The following is a 21,692-nucleotide window of genomic DNA, read 5'->3' as shown; positions in this document are numbered from 1 at the left end:
TGGCTGTCCCAAAACATATCAAGATAATTGGAGCCTTATATGCCGGAAGCATCGCCGCTTCGCCAGCTAACCTCATTCATGGGGGTGCCGCACGCCAATGAACCGGGGAAGGCAATGGCCGTGATCCTTGGACTGCCGTTTGATTGCGGCAACCACCCCACCCGCGTCGGTTCGCGGCTTGGCCCCAGCTCGATCCGCGAGCAATCCCTGCTTCTACGTGCCTATGACGGAGACACCGGGATTAATCCGTTGAGCAGCCTCAATCTAGTGGACCTGGGTGATGCCGATGTGGTCTCGGGAGAGATTGAGAATGCTTACGAGGTGATAGAGGCCGCGATGAAGATTGCGCTTTCAAACGGCGCGGTTCCTGTAATTTTTGGGGGCGATGGTGCGATTGCCCTGCCCCAGATGCGTGCGCTGTCAAAGCGCTATGACGATCTGTGCGTGCTGCATATCGACGCCCACACAGATGCCTACCCAATTGACGGGTACAATAATGCAACTCCCTTCTCGCGTGCTTTCGAAGAAGGCCTGGTGAATGCTCGCCGTTCATTTCACATCGGGACGCGCCGCAGCCATTTGGTGCCCGGTGTTTATGATTACGGCCGCCAACTCGGCTATTCCATCATCTCGATGGAATTAATGATGCAGATGGGCATCCCACAGATATTCAGCAAGGTCCGCGACACGATTCAAGACAGGCCGGTCTATCTTTGCTTCGATATGGATTTCTTCGACCCTTCGGTAGCGCCGGGCGTGTGCACGCCGGCCTGGGGCGGCGCTTCAGCCCGCGAAGGGCTGGAGGTCATCCGCAATCTCTCGGGGCTGAATATCGTTGCAATCGATATCAACACGATCAGTCCGCCCCATGACGTCGGTGGCATGTCCGCCTATCTTGCGGCCACTGTGGCCTATGAGCTGCTGTTAATGCTCGCTCTTGGCACGATCGGACGCAATGTGGTCGAAAGGGGCCAGTCATGAATGGCGCCGATGTCCTTTGCCAGACGCTGCTGGACCATGAAATCGAGGTCTGTTTTGCCAATCCCGGTACATCCGAGATGCATTTCGTCGCAGCGCTTGACGCGCAGCCGCAAATGCGTTGCGTATTGGGTCTATTCGAAGGCGTGGTAACAGGGGCTGCCGATGGCTATGCTCGCATGACGGAACGACCGGCCTCGACTTTACTGCATACTGGGCCAGGGCTGGCAAACGGTCTGGCCAACTTGCATAATGCACGTCGGGCACACTCGCCCATGGTGAATATCGTTGGCGATCATGCGACTGATCATCTGCCCTACGATGCTCCCCTCACCACAGATATTGAGAGCCTCGCACGACCTATGTCGCATTGGGTCGGGCGCGTCGGAGGTACAACCAGTATTCAGGCGGACGTGAAGAGCGCAATTGTTGCGGCACAGTCTCACGGAGGACAGGTTGCGACGCTGATATTGCCTGCTGATGCCGCCTGGGGCAAAGCCGAATATGCACATTCTTCGCTTGCAGAAGTTCCAGAACTGCTTGCCACCGATGACAAAGCCATTGGCAATGCAGCCACCGCCATCCGCCGCGCGGGCAGCAACTGCCTGATTTTGCTTGGCGGCGCAGCCCTGCGCCCCGAGCCAATGGCCGAAGCCGCTCGGATCGCCAATACCTTTGGGGCGACAATCATGGCTGAACAAGCAAATGCCCGCATCACTCACGGGTTGGGAAGCGCCGCCCCCACTCGTATTCCCTATGCCGTCGATACCGCCGTGGCCCAATTGGCGGCCTTTGACACTATCGTGCTGATCGGCGCGAAATCACCCGTCGCTTTCTTCAAATTCCCCGGTAAGCCTCATCGGGTCATCCGGCCAGATTGCAAGGTTATCACTCTTGCCGGCCCCGAAACCGACCCGTACACAACCTTGTCAGCCTTGCGAGAGGGACTTGGGCTTGACTCCCATGCAGCACTCCGTGTTGTGGATGCCCCGCGCCCCGAGATCGCGCATGGCGCCTTGACCGCGCAAGCTGTCGTCCAAACCATCGCCGCACTTTTGCCCGAAAATGCGATCCTTTGCGATGAGGCGATCAGCCATAGCCACGCTTTGGGCCTAGCTGCGCGCGGGGCGGCTCCGCATGATTTGCTGCAATTGACCGGCGGAGCCATCGGCATTGGCCCATCGCTTTCTGTTGGTGCTGCGATTGCCTGTCCAGATCGCAGGGTCATCAATGTTCAGGCGGACGGCAGCGCGATGTATACGGTGCAGGCACTTTGGACGCAGGCGCGCGAAGGATTGGATATTACTACCGTCATCTTGTCCAATCGCAGCTATGCCTGCCTGTATGGAGAACTGACAAATCTCGGTCGCCCCGAGCCGGGGCGCAATGCTCAACGTATGCTGGACCTCGACGACCCTTCTCTGGACTGGACGGCGCTGGCCAAGGGCCTGGGCGTCCCTGGCATCAGAGTTACCAGCACCGCAGCACTGGCCCGCGAATTGGCTCAAGCCATCGCAACCCCTGGCCCCAGTCTGATCGAAGTTGCTCTGTCTGATACTACATGAGCTGGGAGAGCGGCTAGTTGAAGAAATGCTCATGGAGCACGGGAGTACGGTCTCCTACGAAACGATCTGCGCCGGGTAATTAGCGCTTCTGTTCAACGCACTAAATAAGCTGGCGCTTTCGTATCAAACCCGACAATACGCTGGCCTTGATCAAAAGCAGCCAGAAGAGCCTCCCGAAGCGACAGTCTGGCATTCAGGGCTGCCGCTGGGTGGGTTGATAACAACTGCTCGATATCGTGCGGAATTTCTACTCTTCGGGCATTTTCAGAGAAATCAAGCTGCTGCCCCCGAGAACGCGCTTCAACATGCGGATCATCCAGTTGCCAGTCAGCAACGATTCTATCCGAGGGCAATCCTGAGTTAATGCCAACCATCGGTCCATAATAGTCCACATGGTAAGTAGAGGATGTTGCTCCAAGGCTTGCAATATTCAAGCCTGCATTGATCGCGCGAATGGGATCATAGGTCCAGCGTACGAGCGTGATACCCCTTGCAAGGCACCAGTCCCGCTGGAACCATTTCATGCGAGCGCCAAGTTTTAATCCCCTCGCCTCTGGTAACACCGCTAAGCGATGCGAATGCTGCACACCCGGCGTTGCGCTGGGAAACCCAAAGATGAACCCGACCATCTTCTGATCAGCGAACGCCCCGGCAACAAGGCCGCCCTCATGCTGTATCGCAAGCAGCAAATCAGAAGCATCTACAGGGTCGTCCTCCCCCCAGACCAAGTGCTGCACATTTTCCGAGTCCTTCATCTCGGCGAGAGATGCGAGTTCGCGGATCACGACTTCACTCATGCGATCAACTCCTCACGGTGGTTTGTGACTGCATCGAGGAATTCGCGGTTTATGCTTACTCCGATGCCGGGGCCATTTTTAGGAACGGCCATTTGGCCGTCTACGGCCTCAAGCGCCTCATTGACGATGTCGCGAGGAAAATAGCGGCTGGCAGATGACGTGTCCCCTGGTTTGGTAAAGTTCGCAAGCGTGGACAGATGAATATTATGTGCTCGACCGATACCTGCCTCAAGCATTCCTCCACACCAGACAGGCACATCAAAAGCCGCACATACGTCATGAATTGCACGCGATGCGCTGTGTCCGCCGACACGTCCGACCTTGATGTTAATAACCCGGCACGCACCTGCGACAAGTGCTTTGCGCACGTCGACAGAAGACCGAATGCTTTCATCCAGGCAGATGGCAGTCAGGAGTTTCTCCTGTACATGAACATGGTCGGTGATGTCATCGAAAGCCAGGGGTTGTTCGATGTAATCGAGCGCAAAAGCATCCATCGCCTTGAGAAGGGGCAGATCAGAAAGCCTGTAATCGGTGTTTGCATCAACCGTTAGCTTGGCTTCAGGGAACCGCTCGCGCACAGCCTGGAGCATACCAAGGTCATGACCGCGTTTGATTTTCAGCTTCACGCGCTTGTATCCGGCATCAAGCGAGGCTGCGACACGATCAATCGTGGTTGCAACATCAGCAATACCTAGGCTGACGCCAACATCCACGGTGTCACGGACGCCCCCAAGAGCAACGCTGAGCGGCAAATTCAGTGCTTTCGCCCACAAATCCCAGATGGCCATTTCGACCATGGCCTTACTCATTCTATGGCCCCGCCACGGATCTAGAATTGCAGAAAGATCAGCCGGGCCGTTGAAGCGCTTCCCGATAATCTGGGGAAGGATCACTTCCCGCAGAAAATCAAGTGAGCCGCAGATGGTCTCTTCCAGATAATCGGGTAACGGGTCCATTACCCCTTCAGCATAGCCTTCGAGGCCCTCGGCCCGCAGAGTGAGAATCGGTATGACCTTTTCAGTCATTGTTCCGGTGGAGATCACAAAAGGCGTGAGCAAAGGCAAGCGTATCACGCGTATTTCAGCAGCCTCGATCTTTAATCCGGAAAAAATAGGAGCTGTATTCATCGGATACTCCATCGGTGAGTATAATTTATCGGTCAGATTCGGGGTAGGATCAGTTGATGATCGGGCCAGCCAATTCAGCAATTGTCAACATCAGCAGCACTCAGGATTCAGTCAAGGCTGCGAGTTTGTCCAATGGGAATACCGGGCGTCTCAACCGCGAGTATGTTCGTTTTGATAAGTCAGGCGAACTCAGCCCACCCGCATCTGTAACGATAATCTGTGACGCAACAGGGCCAAAAGCCCCCTTGAAATGCTGCATTGATTTAACAGCCAGAACGGACTTTTCCTTGGGCTCGATACCGACGGCGCGGAAAATGTTCTGGTCAAGCATCTGCATTCGCTCCGAAACGATCATAATATCAATCCCGTCCACGCGCAGGCACACGCTTTTTCCGGTCGTGCCTGGCAGCCCCGTAAACATCGGGCCTTCAAAGATGAAGGAACCATCGCAGATCGACATGACGCGGCCCGTTACAGTCAATGGCCCTCCCCCGATGGAAGGGTCGGATTTGCCGCCGATCGTCACTGTAACAGTTTCGCCAACTTCCTTGGCAGAAATCTCGGCAACCGCTTCAGGATCAAGAAGTGCGCCCGCTGCCGCGTTGGTTACACCTGCATCCAGCATCGCCCCGATAAGGGCCGTGCAGTCGCTATATGCACCAGATCCTGGATTGTCAGAAAAATCCGCCACAACAATAGTGCCAGCAGCGCCATGTGCATCTTTTAGCTTTTGTATACACTCATTTAGAGGCGTTGGTTGCGACCACTGATCCTTATAAAGCCATATTTCATCACAGATATTCTCAGCGGCATGAGTTGCGGCCTGTTGATCAGAATTCTTACTATCGAAAGTCACGACAACGCTCGGCCCCGCTGCCCACACATCGGCATCGGTGAAGCCTGCATTGATCGCTATATTCAAAAGACCGGGCTGCCGCATTTCGCGGCTGGCGCTTTCCAGCAGCCTGCACATCGGGCCGTTATCCGTTGTACGCCCATCATCGCAGCCCAGCAGCATGGGCGGGCGGGCAATGGCCAAAGCAGGCGCTATTTCACCTTTCATGGTTCGATCCAGCAACTCACAAGCCTCTATGCCAACCTCTCTCATATCGACGTGAGGGTAAGTTCTGAATGAAACAGCGATTTGCGCCAGATGAGCCAGCTCATCGAATATATTTGCATGAAGATCGAGCGTAATGGCGATGGGGACATCGTATCCAACGACAGACCGGATTGCGCGCAGGAACTGACTGTCGCCATCCTGATCCGTTTCCGTCACCATGGCGCCATGCAACGCGACAAAAATACCGTCAAAAGGCCCGCTTGCCTCCAGCCGCTTCAAACATTCCTCGGTGATTTCGAGGCGTGCCGTCTCAAGCACCGGCCCGTTCGGCTCCGCATGAGCTGCGGTGATATAGACGGGCATCCATCCTTTTTCTTCCGCGACTTTTATCGCCCCGCCTATTTCGGAGCCCGTATCGCGAAAATTTGCAGGGATCTCATCACCTTTAAAATAATGAGACGCGCGAAAATCGCTGATACTAGTGCGGTTCTGAGTGAAGGTATTACTTTCATTGATCAACTCGATGATTGCAACACGATAGGACACGCTTGATCTTTCTTTTGTCGGGGGAAGAATAATTTTAAATTGGCCGAATACGAACTATGAAAACTTACCCGGAAAATCGCGAGCAATGATGCCTGGAACCGTTTTAAGGCCAGCACCATTTCAGGGAACAAGTGAAAGTGCGAGGCGGAACACCCGCAACTCAAAAAATGTTGCACGTAGTTTAAGTAAGAATATTCAAACTACGTGCAAACTTGAACAAAATTACTTCGCAAAAATTTCGCTGGCGAACTTCGGCTTGGTTCTTATATCAAAATCGAAGTAACGAGCGCGAATCTCATCGTAGCTACCATCCTGAATAATTTCATCCAGTGCCTGATCTACACGATTTCTCAACTCGTCATCTTCCTTGCGGAAGGCCATTCCGGCACCCACTGTACCGTCGAGAAGAAATTCGCTGCCAACAAATTCGCAACAATCGCCGCCTTTGGAAAGCCAGTCGCTCAGTGCAAACTTGGACTCCAGAAGAAGATCAATCCGCCCATTCTCAATATCCAGGAATGCTTCCCCCAATGTGGGGTACAGCTTTACTTCATTGTCCGGGAAGAACTGCTGTAGAGCATCAAAAGCAATCGAGCCGGTTTGCGTGCCGATGATCTTGCCCTTGGCAATTTCAGGCGTCACGTCCTTGAGTCCCAAATCCTTCAATGCGACAAACCGCATTGTGTTGTAATAGTACGGCTTTGAAAAATCGACCTGCTGCATCCGGGCTTCAGTAATAGCCATCGAAGAAGCCATGACATCAAATTTCTTTGCCTGAAGCGCTGGAATGATGCCACTCCATTCATTCGCGCTCCACACGCAGTCAGCTTTCAATTTTTCACAAATTGCATTGCCGATATCGATATCAAAACCTTTTAGCTGACCACTCGGATCAAGGTAGTTGAACGGTGCATAAGCCCCCTCTGCTCCCATGCGGATCTCTTCCGCGTAGGCCGGAAAGGCGCCAACAGCAGCGATAATTGCTGCAATAACCCCAGTTTTTATTTGCTTATACACGCTCTGTTCTCCTGTTATCCGCCCGTACCCAGCTTCGTCTTCCCTGAAAATGTGCATCATTCACAATTGGGATAGATGATATCCGGGACCTAAGGGCTGCTTTTTATTGATTGACAATTATTCTTGCGCTGGAAGCCGATCAATGCAAAAGATCTATTCATTATTATTAGAAAAATTCATAGGTCCATGGCCTCACGCATAGAACGGAAAAAACTTCCAAGTTTGAAGGCCTTGCGGGCTTTTGAAGCTGTTTCACATTATCATAGCTTCACCACGGCCGCCGAGGAACTGGCTGTGAGTCAGGGGGCGGTAAGCCACCAGATAAAACTATTGGAGCAGGCACTGGGCTGCCAATTGCTCGTCCGGGGACCTCGCGGCGTGTCAGTTACCGCCGAAGGCGCCTTATTGACCGAAGTATGCAGTCGAACATTCGATGAGCTGGGCGCAGTTATTTCCTTGATAGGGCAAGATAAGAAGGCGCAGGTTCTTCGCGTTCGGGCAGGTCCGTTTTTTGCGATGGAAGTTATAGCAAGCAGGATATCGGATTTTCTGAAGCAGAATCCTGGCATTCAGTTGCACCTCAATAATCTTGAGACTGAATCTATGGCTCAAGAACGTGAGGACGCTCAGATCAAATACTGCCTGCATCCACCCTCTGGCGTTTATAGTGTGGATATCCTCAGAGAGAAGCTGGTGCCTGTTTGCAGCCCCTCCTTCTTGGAAGGGGTGTCGAACCCAACAGACATCCTCATGAATCCAGACATCGCCCGGCTGCATTACCGAGACGTGAACGACTGGAAAAGATGGATTTCTCAGCACGGATTCGAAGATAAGAATGCAAACTCAAACCTATTCTTCGATGACCAGCACACGCTTCTGGCCGCAGCTCGCTCCGGTCAGGGCATTGGGTTTTCTCACCGCCCATTGGTTGAAAGCGACGTTCAGCGTGGAAGCCTTAGCGTTGTCTCGGAAAAGTATTTTCAGCCGCGAGAATCCTACAAGTTTATTTGTAGCCACGAGAATATTGAATCTAACGCAGCGCTGCGGCTCTTTCGCGATTGGCTGATTGAGGAAATCTCAACAATTTCCTGAGCATGGCAATTATTGAATGCCTTTTTCCGAAGAATACGGCAAAGGACAGTGAGAATAGATACGAAGAAATCACAACAAATGCTCTGACGTGCGATAATACGGAATACGCTCTCGCAGACGTACAGATACCGGTGAGAGCGCAGCCAATGCAGCAAACTGAGATTAGCGCGACGGGCCCGGCGGTTGAGACCACCTTTTCCGACAGGAAAGTACACTTTCGTCGTAATGACCACATCTTCGCCAGAGGCGTGTTCTTTGAGCAATTGGTCGATAACCTCTTCGCTTGCTCCCGCCGACAAGGCATTCTCAGTATCGAAAAAATTGATACCCGCTTCAATTACCTGACGAATGAAAGGGGCGCATCGTCCAGTCCGAGTGCCCCGTCGTGCGTACCGGCTTTGGGGTCTCCATAGGTCATACATCCGAGTGCCAGACGCGATATTTTCAGACCGCCTTTACCGTGGTTTACGTAATTCATCGTCATATAAACCTAGCTTTGTTGGGGGTAGAACTCTTCAAGCGGGCATACACAACCATGCAGCGTCATAAATGGCGGTTTCACTAAATTTTTCTTTTTGTATTTTATTGCGCTTGACGCGGTTGGATAATTAAGCCCACAATATGTTAACGTTATCATTCTGGGTGCGAGAATAAATTTCAAGGGAAGCCAAGCATGGAACGGAGTGGAGGAACAGAAATGCCGAGACCCCTTACCGTAGGCGATATTTTTAGTTTTGGGATATCGCATCCTCGCGCGCACTGCGCGGTTCTGGTTCGTGGCCGGGCAGACGGCGGTATCGCCGACGCATTTCGGGTAATGTGATGGCTTCTTTGAACTTCCGCCCCTTATGGCGTTATGAGGACACTTTCATCGAAGGCATCCTCGTAACCCTGAAGCTGGCGCTGCTGGCGGGTGCGGTCGGGCTTTTGCTCGGCCTTGTCTGTGCACTTTTGATGGGTCGCGGCAATCGCGCCGTGAATCTGTTGATCCGTTCCTATATCGAACTGATCCGCAACACCCCGCCGGTGCTCCAGATATTCATAATCTTTTTCGTCATGCCGCAGATCGGCCTGCGCCTGCCGCCATTCGAGGCGGCCGTAGTGGCGCTGACGCTCTATTTTGCGGCTTTTGTCGCAGAAATCGTGCGTTCGGGACTCAATTCGATCCCCAAGGCGCAGATTGAGGCCGGGCATTGCCTGGGACTGACCGGCTTGCAGGTATTCGGCCATGTCGTGCTTTTGCCCGCCTTGCGCAATATCTATCCCTCACTCACGAGCCAGTTCATTCTGCTGTTGCTGGGAACCTCGGTCGCGTCGTTCATCTCAACCGAGGAGCTGTTCCATACCGCCGCCTTCGTCGACAGCCGCACCTTCCGCAGCTTCGAGGTCTATGCCCTGATTTCGGGGATCTATGTGGCGATGGTACTGGCGTTTCGTTTGTTCTTCTTCGCCCTCGGAAAGTTGGCTTTCCGCTGGCCAATAGCGCGCTGAGGAGAGAACAATGCGTTCCCTGGGTATGATTGATCTCATCTCTTTTGCGACCGCTTTCCAATACACCATTTTGCTAGTCCTGCTGGCTTTGGTGGTTGGCGGTCCGCTCGCGCTGGGCTTTGCGATGATGCGCGTGTCGCGCTTCGCGCCGCTACGCTGGTTCTCGGCTCTGATCCTCCAGCTCATGCAGGGCGTGCCCCTGCTGGCCCTGCTCATGTTCGTTTACTTCGGCCTGCCAGTCTTTTTGGGCATCCGACTGCCACCGCTTCTGGCAGTCACGGCAGCCTTCACGATCTATACGGCCGTTTTCCTGGGCGAAATCTGGCGCGGCGGCATCGAAGCGGTCAAGAAAACGCAATGGGAGGCTGCGGCCTGTCTGGGCCTGAGCCGGTGGCAGCAATTCGCGTATATTATCGCACCGCAGGCGCTCAAGGTTGCTCTGCCCGCAAGCGTCGGCTTTCTTGTCCAGCTCATCAAAGGCACCTCGCTTGCGGCCGTGGTCGGCTTTATCGAACTGACCCGCGCCGGGCAATTGTCCGCCGCAGCCACGCTACAACCGCTTCCGGTCTATATCACCATAGCTGCGATCTACTTCGCTATCTGTTCCCCGCTGACGTTTTTGTCGCGCAAACTGGAGACACGTCTGCATGGCGCTCGTTGAGATCAAGAACCTGCGCAAATCCTTTGGTACACTAGAGGTTCTCAAGGATGTGACGCTGATTGTCGAAAAAGGCGATATCGTCGCCCTTATAGGCCGCTCGGGCTCGGGCAAGTCCACATTGCTGCGCTGCATTAACGGGCTTGAGGAAACGCAAGGTGGTTCGATTACGGTGGCAGGACAGGCCATCAGCGCCAGAATGGCGGGCCTGCGCGAATACCGCCAGCGTGTGGGGATCGTTTTCCAGCAGTTCAACCTGTTTCCCCATATGAACGTGCTCAAGAATGTAACGCTGGCGCCGGTCCTCACCGGCAAGGTTTCCAAGGGAGAGGCGCGCCCACTGGCCGAGGCCTGTCTGGCGAAGGTCGGGCTTCTGGAAAAGATCGAGGCGTGGCCCGAACAGCTTTCGGGTGGGCAGCAGCAGCGTGTCGCCATCGCCCGTTGTCTGGCCATGGCACCTGAATTGATGTTGTTTGATGAAGTGACCTCCGCGCTCGACCCCGAGCTTGTCGGTGAAGTGCTCAAGGTCATGGAGGATATGGCGCGGCAGGGCATGACCATGGTTCTCGTGACGCATGAAATGACTTTTGCCCGTAACGTCGCAAACAAGGTGGTCTTTATGCATCAGGGCCGTATCTGGGAGGAAGGTCATCCAGAGCAGGTATTTGGCAATCCGCAGACGCCGGAATTGCAGGCCTTCATCCGGACATCACAAAAATAACTGTTCAACATTTAACAAGGGAGAGAGCAAATGGGAATCAAAGCGTTTCTTGCTTCGCTGACCGTAGCGGCAGCATTGCTTGCGCCAGCCGTGGCGCAAGCCGACAAATTGCAGGATATTCTCGACGAAGGGAAAATCCGCGTCGGCATTCTGCTGGATGTGCCGCCATGGGGCATGACCGATGCCAGCGGCAAGCCGACAGGTCTGGACGTCGAGGTGGCGCAGCTTCTGGCGGAAGAACTCTCCGTCGAACTCGACATCGTGCAAGTCACCGGCACGAACAGAATTCCCAATCTTTTGTCTGACCAGACCGATATCATCATCGCCGCCATGGGCGCCACCTCCGAGCGCGCACAGCAGATTATGTTCTCGCAGCCCTATACAGCCGTACAGCTCGGGGTCTTCGGTTCGCCAGAGATAGGGCTATCGGAAGATATCTCGGTTCTGGATGGGCATACGATTGCCGTCGCACGCGGAACAACACTGGATCTGTGGCTGACTGACAATGTTACCTCGGGTACCACGCTGGCGCGTTTTGACGACGTGCCGGGGGCCATGGCCGCCTATCTTGCGGGGCAAGCGGATATGTTCGCTGAAAACAGCGCCATCATCTCCAATCTGCGCACGGATCGCCCCGAAATCGAGATTGCTCCGGTCTTCGAAATCCGCCAGTCGCCGGCGCATATCGGTGTGACAATGGGAGAGCATAACCTGCTGCAATGGGTTAACACCTTTGTCTTCACAAATGTGATCAATGGCAAACTGCCGGCATTGCAGGAAAAATGGTTTGCAACAAAACGCGGACAACTGCCGCCACTCTGAACAAAACCGGGCGATCACCACACAAAATGATCGCCCGGTCTTCATTCCCCCATCTGACGATCGGCATTCGCAAAGTCTGATGGTAAGGTACACTCGATCCACTTCATTAAGTTCCGGGGCCGAATAACGTATCGGCATGAAAGCCTTAAATGCAGACTATGACGATCCCTACCGTGACTCAGGATCCTGTTGCGCGTGTTCCGAGCAGCGAGAGTGAACGAGCCTTACGCAGCAAAGGTCAGGTTCGGATCGAGGCAGTCGCAGAGATCGCGGGCGTCTCAGCGATTACCGTTTCCCGCACATTGCGCAAGCCCGAACTCGTTACGGAAAAAACCCGAACCAAAGTCACAGAAGCCGTCCGCGCTACGGGATTCAGCCTCAATCCGCATGCCAGTGCATTGCGTTCAGGCCGCTCCAATGTGGTGGCGGTCTTTGTTTCTTCGATGGCTAGCGAACAGTTCCTGCTGGCTGCTGATGCGTTTTCAGATGTCGTAGAAGCCTTAGGTTTTGAAATCGTTCTCGCCCGTACTTCCTATTCCTATGAGCGCGAAATTCGATTGACGCGTAGCCTGTCACAGATTCGGCCCGCCGGCGCCTTCATCACCGGCATGATCGAACAAGAATTGAACCGTGATTTATTTCGCCGCCTTAATATTCCCATCGTTGAAAGCTGGGCCTATTGCGATACGCCGATCGATATGCTTGTGGGCGTGTCGAATACGGACGGCGTGACGGCAATGGTCCAATATCTGGCGCAGCGCGGTTATCGCCGCCCCGCTTATATCGGGCGCGCCTACGGGCGAGGACTTATCCGGCATGTGGCCTTTCAGAAGGAATGTGGGCGCCTCGGCCTCGAAAATGGCGGCTCTATCCTTCTGCCAACCGTCCGCTCGCAGCAAGATGGCCGCGTAGCGCTTTCCGAATTGTTGCGGCAGGGTCGTGCGCCCGATGCGGTCTTCTGCGCAAATGACCTTCTGGCCTGCGGTGCCTTGCTCGAAGCGAAAGACCGTGGCTTGCGGGTGCCGGAAGATATCGCCATTAGCGGGTTTGGAAACAGTACATTGATGCAAGAACTGTCACCCGGCATCACAACCGTCACTGTAGATGCAACGGAATTGGGCCGTCTGGCGGGGGAGATGCTGGCCGCCCGATTGACTGGGACAGTTCCTAAGAACGATAGAATATTAATGCCCCTCACCCTGCTCCAACGGGGATCATGCTGATTCCTGTTCGCACTATGGCGCCTGCAGAAGCAAAGCCGGTTTCGCTTTACCCGGAAATGTTCCACTCCCATTTTTCCTCCTCCATTAATCTATCGCTACACCCCTATTAGAAACCATATGATGTTAACGTTGTCACCGTCTGGAGATATGTAAGGCATGACAAGATATGCTGGAATAGATCGCGAAGCAGCAATTTCCCTGCTGTCGAGCTTTATCAGGATCCCCTCGATCAACCCCGCATTTCGCACCGAAAATGATGAGCCATCCCATTTTGGGGAAGAGGCGGTCGCGGAAGTTCTGTGTGAATGGCTGGAGGGAGCGGATATTGATTGCAATATTGAAGCAGTCGAGCCGGGTCGCCCGAATCTCGTCGCGCGTGTTAAAGGCCGCAGCGGCACCAAGAGAATGCTCTGGGAGGGACATCTGGATACGGTGCAGGTTGCCGGCATGGCCGATCCCTTTACGCCGCGAATGGAAGGCGACAAAATTTTTGGGCGCGGTGCGGTCGATGACGGGGCGAGCGTTATCGCCTTCATGCTGGCAATGCGCGCATTAAAGGCGTCACCGCCCGAAGCGGATGTCGATTTTCTCGCAGCTATGGACGAAGAATACAGCTATCGTGGCATATTGCACCACCTTGCCCGGAAAGAACATTACGATCTCGGTGTAGCAGGAGAACCGACATCATTACGGGTAATCAGGGCCTGCAAGGGCACCGTTCGCTGGTGGGTGAATATCGAGGGTCGGAATGCTCATACGGGCAAGCCGCAGGAAGGGATCAACGGCATCACGATCGCGCGCCGTGTTCTCGAACTCTACGACGATGAAATGGCACGCCGTACTGTAGCTCATCCGTTGCTTGGCCCAGCAACCCTGACCTGTACGGCGATTGAAGCAGGTGTCGGCCCGAATACGGTTCCTGCGGCCTGCCGGTTGCGCTTCGATTATCGCTACCTGCCGACCGAACTGGGAACGGAAGTACACGCCGCATTCAAATCTGCCGCCGAAGCGGCGGTCGCGGAATTCCCTGGCGCGCGCATTACGGTCGAAGCGCCTTTCGTTGATTCATCCGCCATGGATATTCCGGAGGCAAGCGAGATCGTGGCACGCATGAGCAAGATCTGCGGCGCATATGGCATCGATCCGATGCCAATTGGCGTTCCTTACGGATCGGATGCAACGAAAATGGTAAACATCGCAGCAATCCCGACCATCATCTTCGGTCCGGGCAGCATTGATCAGGCTCATGCCATCGATGAGTATGCTGAAATCGAACCCATACTCAAAGCGGCAAAAATGCTCGTTGATCTGGCTCACGAACTGGATACGCCGCTTTAGCGGCGTATCCATCGGTTCAATCAGTAGAGCGCCCTATGAAACAAACGGCGCTCTACTGAGGCAATCCCGCCCCGCAGACGGCGACCGTAATCTTCTCTCCGCGGTCTGCCTTATAGGCTCCCGAAAGAAGAGCTGCGACTGCCGCCGCGCCAGCCGGATCGGCCGCAATACCCATTTCGAACCAGAGCCATTGTGCCGCCTCGGCCATATGTGCGTCTTCGATCAGCACATATTCATCCACAACCGTTCTAAATTGCGCAAACAAAGCCTCATCGGTCCGGCGGCAGGACATGGTAGGAATTGCACTTGTGATACGGGGCAGAGTGACAACTTCCCCTGCGGCGGCGGAATTATATAATGTCGGTGATCCATACGGCTCGACCACCACCACTTTAACATTGGGGTTAAGCGCCTTGATTGCCGTCCCCGCGCCGGTGACAAAGCCACCGCCGCCTGCGGCAATGATAACGGTTTCGGTTTCCGGGCGATCCTCGAATATTTCGAGTGCTACAGTCCCCTGCCCGGCAACGACAAACGGGTCGGCGAAAGGATGCACATAGGTCGCTTTTTCCTTTTCCGCCATGACATGCGCAAGCGCGTTGCAATGGTCGAAGTCGTCACCACCAACAACGGTGTTTGCTCCCCATGCCTGCATTTTAACGACCTTTTCCGGGGCAACCGATTCGGGCAGGAAGATCGTCACAGGCACTTTTGCAATATGGCCGCAGCGCGCTACGGCAAGGCCATGATTGCCGCCCGACGCCGCGACAAGCCCCCGTGCGCGCTGCTCAGAAGGCAGTGACATTACACGATTGGCTGCCCCTCTCGCCTTGAACGAACCGGAGACCTGAAGACATTCAAGCTTTAATGACAGTTCTCCTTTCGTGATGGACGACTTTATCTGATCCGCAGCCAGAAGAGGTGTCCGCCGCACATAAGGCGCGATCCGTTGCGCCGCAGCACGAACGTCGTCCAAAGAAATCATAACCGTATCCTTCGCATTCGATAAAACTTTGCTTCAGGCCCATGATTCTACTTGACGCAGCAGGATAACCAAGCCCAGAATATGTTAACGTTATCATCCATGATGGGAAAGAACTTTCTCGCTGAGGAAGCCAGATGAAACGGGGGGAAAGCAAACAGGAATGACGAGCGTATGACCAAGGATCTGATAAATGGTGAAATCCGTGGATTTCCCTCTGACCGCCCTGCTGCTTCCGCCTCCGATATTGCACGTCTGGGCATTGACCCACGAGATGGCTCCGCGCAGCTTCCGCTGCTGACATTCGACCGCACAGCCTGGGAACGCAATTGCAATGCGATGTTTTCCTATCTTCGAGCGGTAGGCGCTAAGATAGCACCCCATGCCAAGACGCCTATGTCACCGGTATTGGCCCGCGATCTTATGAAGCGCGGCGCGGTGGCTCTGACGGTAGCTGATATCCGTCAGGCGGCGGTCATGCTCGGACACGGCCTTGACCGTCTCATTCTTGCCAACCAGATCGGAGGGCGGGCAAGCGGTGCGAGACTGGGTCGACTCCTTCAGCAATACCCATCATCGCAGATCACGCTCTATGTAGACAGCCTGGCTGCGTTAGCCACTGCCGCCGAGGTCGCCGAAGCAGCCGGTCGTCGGATCGACTTCCTGATCGAAGTCGGAGGTGGCCGCGCCGGTGCAAGAGATGTCGATGTTGTTTCCGCAATACTGGATAAATTGGAGGATTTACCAAGTCTGCGCGCCGTTGGAATTGCAGCCTATGAAGGAGCGTCGGCGAGCGCCGATCAGGTAGCAACCCGAAAGGCGATCGCTGAACTTCATGCTTTCGCGGCCAAGGCTTTTGCGCGTTTGCGTGCCAGCCAGCCCAAAGATCACCTTGTGCTTTCTTCGGGTGGGTCGAGCTTTTTCGATCTGGTAATCGAGGATCTTGGGCCTGTGGTCAAAGCAGATGGGAATGCTGATCTAGTACTACGATCCGGCGCCATCTTTTTTCATGACCATGGGGTTTATGCACGCGGCCTTGCCAATATGGATAAACGCGGCGGCTTTGCTCCTGCAGGAATGGGCCCGGCGAGTACAGCCTTTACGCCCTCACTTCTGGTTTATGCCGAAGTCTTATCAAGACCCGAACCGGGCCTTGCCATTTGTGGCATGGGGATGCGGGATGTGTCCTTCGATCAGGGTCTGCCGATAGCTGTGTCCTGCTATCGCGATGGGCAGGTACTGGCGGTGCCTCAAGGCGCTGAAGTGATAAAACTCAACGATCAGCATGCCTTCCTCAAAATCCCTGCCGAAGCGGACCTCGCTGTAGGCGATATTTTTAGTTTTGGGATTTCTCATCCTTGCACAGCGCTTGATCGTTGGTCGTGGCTGTTTGTGGCGGGTGACGATGGCAGGGTTGTTGACGCTCTACCAATGCATTTTGGGTAGAGTGATGGCTTCTTTGAGCTTCCAGTCCTTATAACACTATGAGGCACCTCAAGTGAAGGCATCACCTCGGCGTGCGGCTTCAGACTTTGTCCTTGAGCGTTTCTTTCTGGGTAATGAGCCGTGCGGAATGGTGGCCGCTGACAAATGCCCAAAGCCAGCTTAGCGCGACCGCCATCCGGCTTCTTGTTCCAATCAGGAAATAAATATGCGCTAGCCCCCATATCCACCAGGCGAGCCATCCCTTCAGCCGGATACGCCCGAAATCGATAACGGCGGCACTGGGGCCTATCGTAGCGAGATTGCCAAGGTGGCTGTAGCGAAAGGGACCCGGAGCCGCTCGCTGTGAAAGCCGATTGCGGATGACGCCCGCTACATATTTGCCCTGCTGCTTGGCGGCGGGTGCGATGCCCGGCACCGGCTTGCCATCCTGATCGCTTACCGCCGCCGTGTCTCCGATAACGAAGATATCCGAGTGGTCCTTGATCGTCAGATCATTCTCGACAATCGCCCGACCGGCGCGGTCATGTTCCGCTCCTGTCCATTCAGCCGCTTGCGATGCCTGTACGCCTGCGGCCCAGATAACCGTCCGGCATGGCATGAACTCATCACCGATGACGATACCCTGATCGTTACACGAAGTCACGGGGCGGCCCGTCCGCACATCGACCTGCATTCTGCGCAATACGTTCGCAGCATAGTTCGACAAAGACTCGGGAAAGACCGGAAGTAGCCTCGGGCCGGCCTCCACCAGAACGATCCGCGTTTTCCGCGTATCGATAGAGCGGAACTCTTTCGTCAATGTCCTTTGCGCCAGTTCCGCAATAATGCCCGCCAGTTCCACGCCCGTCGGCCCGCCTCCGATGAGGCCGAATGTCATGAGGGCGCTGCGCTCCATCGGATCGATCGTTAATTCGGCCTTCTCGAAGGCCAGAAGCAAACGGCGGCGAATGGTCGTCGCATCTTCCAGCGTCTTGAGGCCGGGAGCATAAGGCTCCCATTCGTCATGGCCGAAATAGGCGTGCCGCGCCCCGGTTGCGAGAACCAGAGTATCGTATTCGACAGCTGTCCCCTCTTTCAGCCTGACGGCTTTCGCTTCGACATCGACGCTCACAACCTCGCCAAGAAGAGTCCGGACATCCGGTCGGTCCCGAAAGAGAGATCTTATCGGCCAAGCGATCTCCGATGTCGACAGAACCGTGGTAGCTACCTGATAAAGAAGCGGCTGGAACAGATGGTGATTGCGCTTGTCGATAATCGTAATATCCACGGAGGAGCCCGCCAGATCCTTGGCGACTTGCAGGCCCGCAAAGCCAGCGCCAACAATGACTATCCGGTGCGATGACATTCGATTTCTCCAAGCAGGCTGAGCGATATGCTTTCCACCGCTCGATCTCCAATTGACAGATTAACCGATGAGAGCATGAATGCACGAGTATAGTCACAAATCTCATCGTGGGCGGATATCGCGATAATTTGATGACGGCTGAAGCCAGAGATATGGCTCGATCCCCTACCCGGCGGCTTTTGTTCTCAGTTATTCTGTGGACAAAGGTGTAAGTTGTCCGCGTCTTCGCGTATATCGTGCAATGCTGATACTACAGTCTTGCTGAATCGCGGATACAGATCATGAATACTTCTCCGGCGCCGTCACAATGGCGCATTCTGGATATGCTGCCCGCGATTGCTCTTTTATTAACCGGCCTTACGGCGCTAGCCTATGCGATGCTCTTGCCCAAAGGAGAAACTGGCCAGTTCGGTGTTCTGCTTCAACCTTGGGCCGATGCTTCGCGGGTCATCGAACTTGTGAGCGATTCCCACGCGCAGATACTTTCCTTTAACAAGCGAACGAATATCGTCGTGGTCTACGCCGACCGGCCTGACGCGATTGAAGCGCTTTACCGTGCAGGTGCATGGTTCGTCTTTGAACCCGCTCAATTATCCAGTTGTTTCGATCTCAAGGTCGTGGGGCCTTAAATCATGATCATCGAACTTGATGATATTCGCAGACGCTTTGCGCGTTTTCTGGTGGTGCTTTTCTGGCTGCACGTACCGCTATTTGCAATTATGGCCTATACAGTCGGCTCTTCGGTGACAGGCGGCGCACTCGCAGGCGCTTTTCTAGCGACAAGCTATCATCTGATGTGGTGGCGCTCGGACATAGCGCCAGCGACACGCTTTCTTTCTGCCGTTGCCCTAATGGGAGAGCCGGCAATCCTGCTTTACCTCATGCGTGGCCATGTCTGGCAGATGGACATGCATATGTATTTCTTCGCCATGCTGGCGCTGACCATCGGCTGGTTCGATCGACGGACGACGATCATTGCTGCAACCGCCGGTAGCCCTGCACCATCTGGTGCTGGGCTATTTCCTGCCATCACTCGTTTTCCCAACTGAAAGTGATATCAGTCGTGTATTGCTACATGCAGTGATCATTGCATTCCAGTCCGCGGTCCTCGTATGGTTCTCCGACATGCTTGTCGATTGCATCAACCACATCAGCAGCATGCGCGATGAAATTCTGGCCAAAAATGCGCAGATCGAGAAGCATTCGGTGGAAGTCGAGCGGGCGTACAAGGCCAAGGGCATGTTCCTTGCCAATATGAGCCATGAAATCCGTACGCCGCTCAACGCCATTCTGGGCTTTTGTCACCTCATGCAGCGTACCGACATAACAGAGAGGCAGCGCGACTACCTGTCCAAAATCAATGGCGCCAGCGCCGCCCTGCTGCGCCTCATCAATGATATTCTGGATTTCTCCAAGAACGATGCGGGCAAGCTGACACTTGAAAACAGGCCATTCGAATTGCGCTCGATGTTTGATAATCAATTGCAATTCACCAGTGCCGACGCGCGCACCAAAAATGTCGATGTGCAGCTTCACATCGATAAAGCGGTGCCGATCCGCCTCGTCGGCGATGAAATGCGGCTTTCGCAGGTGGTGCTCAACCTGTTGAGCAACGCCATCAAGTTCAGCGAAAACGGCTCTGTTACCATCCGTGTCAACGGGAAGCCGGGAGACAGCGACGAGTATGATTTGCAGATAGCGGTCGCGGATACGGGCATCGGCATGACGGCTGAACAGCAGGCCGGGCTTTTCAGCTCATTCTCGCAGGCCGATAGCTCCACCACGCGCCGCTTTGGCGGCACCGGGCTTGGGCTGGTCATCAGCAAGCAGATAGCCGGGCAGATGGGCGGAGACATCACCGTGATGAGCAAACCGGGCAAGGGCAGCCTTTTCACTGTTACTGTCAAGCTGGGCAATGAAGATCGCCTCAATGCCGTCATCAGAAAGCCGTCGCCTCATATCCAGAAATTGCGCGTGCTGATTGCCGATGACAATCCCGCGTCCCGCGAAATATTGCAGGGTATTTTTGCGGACTGGTCGATGCCCGCCGATCTTGTCGCTTCGGGTAATGAAGTCGTTGGGGCGCTTGAAACATCGCTTCAGCGCGGACAGCCCTATGATCTACTGCTGCTCGACTGGAAAATGCCGGGAATGGACGGCATGGAAACCGTCAGCAGTCTCTATGCCAATGCAAAACTGGCCAAACTGCCGGAGATCATGCTGATTACCGCCTATGGCAGCGAAGAATTCAAGGCCGAGGCCTCGCGTGCGGGTATTGCGGCCTATCTCCCAAAGCCAATCGAAGCGCAGCAGATTCTGCAAACGCTTAACGATATTTTCCCGCCATCGGGCAGCGCGGACACTATAAGCCATGAAGCCGGGTTGATCGCCGCGCCATTGCGCGGTGAGCGGGTTCTGCTCGTAGAAGACAATACCATCAATCGCGAGATTGCCTATCAATTGCTCAGCGATGCGGGACTTGAAGTCGATGTAGCAGAAAACGGGCGCATCGCTTGCGAAAGCGTCACCCGGTCAGGGTCGCATTATGCCGCAATATTGATGGATGTGCAGATGCCGCAAATGGACGGTCTGGAAGCCACACAGCATATCAGACGAGACTGGTCTTCCGATGATCTACCGATCATTGCGCTGACTGCCCATGCCTATGAAGAAGAGCGCAGGCGCTGTGCACAGGCAGGCATGAACGATCATATTGCCAAGCCGATTGATCCTCCCGTACTTATCGGGACGCTCGAACGCTGGATGAAGCCGCGCAGACACCAATCGTCAGGCGAAGATATTGCGCCGGCGAAAAAGAACGAGGGCAAGCCTGCACCCTTGCCGGAGCAATTACCGCCTTTTGATCTTGCACGTGCGCTCATTCGCGTCAACGGCAAGGAAGCTCTGTTACGCCGGCTTATTATCGGCTTTCATGACGATTTCTCAAACGTTATGGATAGCCTGCGCGATCAGATCGCCAGTGGAGATCTGACTGGAGCGCGGCGTCTCGCCCATACGCTCAAGAGTGTGGCAGCATCGCTGGAACTGGCCAAGGTTGCCCGCATTTCAGCCGAAGTGGAGCTTGCGATTGCAAACGAGCAGCTTGTCGGCCTTGATCCTGTGCTAGCGGGACTGGAAACAGCTTTGATTCCTGCATTGCAGGCGGCGGCGAACCTGAAGGAAACCGCACAGACCGCTCTGCCGGACAGGAATTTCAGTGGTCAGGCGGCCGATATTGCATCCGCACTTGCCGCGCTGCGCGAACATCTCGACCGTCGAAGCATGCGCGCCCGTGCGAGTTTCGATGCGTTGACGCAATTGCTCGGCGACTCTTCAGAGAATATGGAAGCTCTCAGGCCTGTCAAAAGCGCATTGGACAAGCTCGATTATGAGCTTGCAATACGCTACCTCGATGAAGCTTTCGCGGGCAGTATTCCCTCTGCGAAATGATCAGGACTGAAACTACCGGAGTATCATG

The 21,692-nt window shown here is 54.7% G+C and carries 20 protein-coding genes; 13 read left to right on the top strand and 7 right to left on the bottom strand.

Going from position 1 to position 21,692, the window contains the following annotated elements; translation table 11 throughout:
• The first annotated feature begins 39 nt into the window (after window positions 1-39).
• Window positions 40-981 carry an arginase family protein gene (locus tag KUG47_RS08615; RefSeq protein WP_217677555.1) on the top strand — a complete coding sequence of 314 codons (942 nt, stop codon included), beginning with the start codon at window positions 40-42 and terminating at the stop codon, window positions 979-981.
• Window positions 978-2,543 (top strand): acetolactate synthase large subunit, encoded by a 1,566-nt coding sequence (locus tag KUG47_RS08610; RefSeq protein ID WP_217677554.1) that lies wholly within the window; start codon window positions 978-980, stop codon window positions 2,541-2,543. Before KUG47_RS08615 ends, KUG47_RS08610 begins: the two co-directional genes overlap by 4 nt.
• Before the next feature lie 92 nt (window positions 2,544-2,635).
• Here the strand turns inward: KUG47_RS08610 and KUG47_RS08605 are convergent, their stop codons facing one another.
• The 4 genes from KUG47_RS08605 to KUG47_RS08590 form a co-directional block, all read right to left on the bottom strand.
• Window positions 2,636-3,340 (bottom strand): GNAT family N-acetyltransferase, encoded by a 705-nt coding sequence (locus tag KUG47_RS08605; RefSeq protein WP_217677553.1) that lies wholly within the window; start codon window positions 3,338-3,340, stop codon window positions 2,636-2,638.
• Window positions 3,337-4,551, bottom strand: coding sequence for an o-succinylbenzoate synthase (menC, locus tag KUG47_RS08600; RefSeq protein ID WP_254799441.1), 1,215 nt, complete (start codon window positions 4,549-4,551; stop codon window positions 3,337-3,339). The genes KUG47_RS08605 and menC overlap by 4 nt, the downstream gene beginning before the upstream one ends.
• Window positions 4,552-4,570: 19 nt before the next feature.
• Complete coding sequence (locus KUG47_RS08595; RefSeq protein WP_217677552.1) at window positions 4,571-6,079, bottom strand: M81 family metallopeptidase; 1,509 nt, start codon at window positions 6,077-6,079, stop codon at window positions 4,571-4,573.
• Window positions 6,080-6,301: 222 nt separating this feature from the next.
• Window positions 6,302-7,096 carry a transporter substrate-binding domain-containing protein gene (locus KUG47_RS08590; protein WP_340162795.1) on the bottom strand — a complete coding sequence of 265 codons (795 nt, stop codon included), beginning with the start codon at window positions 7,094-7,096 and terminating at the stop codon, window positions 6,302-6,304.
• Between the two features lie 123 nt (window positions 7,097-7,219).
• Here KUG47_RS08590 and KUG47_RS08585 point away from each other — a divergent pair, with 123 nt between their 5' ends.
• Entirely contained in the window at window positions 7,220-8,188 is a 969-nt protein-coding gene (locus KUG47_RS08585) for a LysR family transcriptional regulator (RefSeq protein ID WP_254799438.1), read from the top strand.
• On the opposite strand, the gene KUG47_RS16855 is transcribed toward KUG47_RS08585, so the two are convergent.
• Complete coding sequence (locus KUG47_RS16855) at window positions 8,092-8,610, bottom strand: aldo/keto reductase (protein WP_217677551.1); 519 nt, start codon at window positions 8,608-8,610, stop codon at window positions 8,092-8,094. The genes KUG47_RS08585 and KUG47_RS16855 overlap by 97 nt on opposite strands.
• A gap of 400 nt (window positions 8,611-9,010) precedes the next feature.
• Between KUG47_RS16855 and KUG47_RS08575 the strand changes: the two genes are divergently transcribed.
• From KUG47_RS08575 to KUG47_RS08550, 6 genes are all read left to right on the top strand, one after another.
• Window positions 9,011-9,679, top strand: coding sequence for an amino acid ABC transporter permease (locus KUG47_RS08575; RefSeq protein ID WP_254799437.1), 669 nt, complete (start codon window positions 9,011-9,013; stop codon window positions 9,677-9,679).
• A gap of 10 nt (window positions 9,680-9,689) precedes the next feature.
• A complete protein-coding gene (locus tag KUG47_RS08570) occupies window positions 9,690-10,340 on the top strand; it encodes an amino acid ABC transporter permease (RefSeq protein ID WP_217677550.1) in 651 nt (216 codons plus the stop codon).
• Window positions 10,327-11,058 carry an amino acid ABC transporter ATP-binding protein gene (locus KUG47_RS08565; RefSeq protein ID WP_217677549.1) on the top strand — a complete coding sequence of 244 codons (732 nt, stop codon included), beginning with the start codon at window positions 10,327-10,329 and terminating at the stop codon, window positions 11,056-11,058. The genes KUG47_RS08570 and KUG47_RS08565 overlap by 14 nt, the downstream gene beginning before the upstream one ends.
• Window positions 11,059-11,088: 30 nt before the next feature.
• Window positions 11,089-11,880, top strand: coding sequence for a transporter substrate-binding domain-containing protein (locus KUG47_RS08560; RefSeq protein ID WP_217677548.1), 792 nt, complete (start codon window positions 11,089-11,091; stop codon window positions 11,878-11,880).
• A gap of 149 nt (window positions 11,881-12,029) precedes the next feature.
• Entirely contained in the window at window positions 12,030-13,103 is a 1,074-nt protein-coding gene (locus KUG47_RS08555; protein WP_217677547.1) for a LacI family DNA-binding transcriptional regulator, read from the top strand.
• Between the two features lie 156 nt (window positions 13,104-13,259).
• Window positions 13,260-14,441, top strand: coding sequence for a M20 family metallopeptidase (locus tag KUG47_RS08550; protein WP_217677546.1), 1,182 nt, complete (start codon window positions 13,260-13,262; stop codon window positions 14,439-14,441).
• 52 nt (window positions 14,442-14,493) lie between these two features.
• On the opposite strand, the gene KUG47_RS08545 is transcribed toward KUG47_RS08550, so the two are convergent.
• Entirely contained in the window at window positions 14,494-15,426 is a 933-nt protein-coding gene (locus KUG47_RS08545) for a threonine ammonia-lyase (protein WP_217677545.1), read from the bottom strand.
• Window positions 15,427-15,597: 171 nt separating this feature from the next.
• Here KUG47_RS08545 and KUG47_RS08540 point away from each other — a divergent pair, with 171 nt between their 5' ends.
• Window positions 15,598-16,869, top strand: coding sequence for an alanine racemase (locus KUG47_RS08540; protein WP_217677544.1), 1,272 nt, complete (start codon window positions 15,598-15,600; stop codon window positions 16,867-16,869).
• Between the two features lie 79 nt (window positions 16,870-16,948).
• On the opposite strand, the gene KUG47_RS08535 is transcribed toward KUG47_RS08540, so the two are convergent.
• Entirely contained in the window at window positions 16,949-18,214 is a 1,266-nt protein-coding gene (locus KUG47_RS08535; protein ID WP_217677543.1) for an NAD(P)/FAD-dependent oxidoreductase, read from the bottom strand.
• A gap of 281 nt (window positions 18,215-18,495) precedes the next feature.
• Here KUG47_RS08535 and KUG47_RS08530 point away from each other — a divergent pair, with 281 nt between their 5' ends.
• The 3 genes from KUG47_RS08530 to KUG47_RS08525 are packed head-to-tail and all read left to right on the top strand — an operon-like array spanning window position 18,496 to window position 21,664.
• Window positions 18,496-18,843 (top strand): hypothetical protein, encoded by a 348-nt coding sequence (locus KUG47_RS08530; protein WP_217677542.1) that lies wholly within the window; start codon window positions 18,496-18,498, stop codon window positions 18,841-18,843.
• A 3-nt stretch (window positions 18,844-18,846) separates the two neighbouring features.
• Entirely contained in the window at window positions 18,847-19,263 is a 417-nt protein-coding gene (locus KUG47_RS16740) for a hypothetical protein (RefSeq protein ID WP_254799435.1), read from the top strand.
• The gene (locus KUG47_RS08525; RefSeq protein ID WP_254799434.1) at window positions 19,190-21,664 is read left to right on the top strand and encodes a response regulator; all 2,475 of its coding nucleotides are present in this window, start codon (window positions 19,190-19,192) and stop codon (window positions 21,662-21,664) included. Before KUG47_RS16740 ends, KUG47_RS08525 begins: the two co-directional genes overlap by 74 nt.
• Window positions 21,665-21,692: the final 28 nt, after the last annotated feature.

The organism is Falsochrobactrum tianjinense, from assembly GCF_019100495.1.
Lineage (GTDB): Bacteria > Pseudomonadota > Alphaproteobacteria > Rhizobiales > Rhizobiaceae > Brucella > Brucella tianjinense.
Note: the sequence above shows the minus strand (reverse complement) of the source record. Positions and strands in the feature narration are given on the sequence as shown.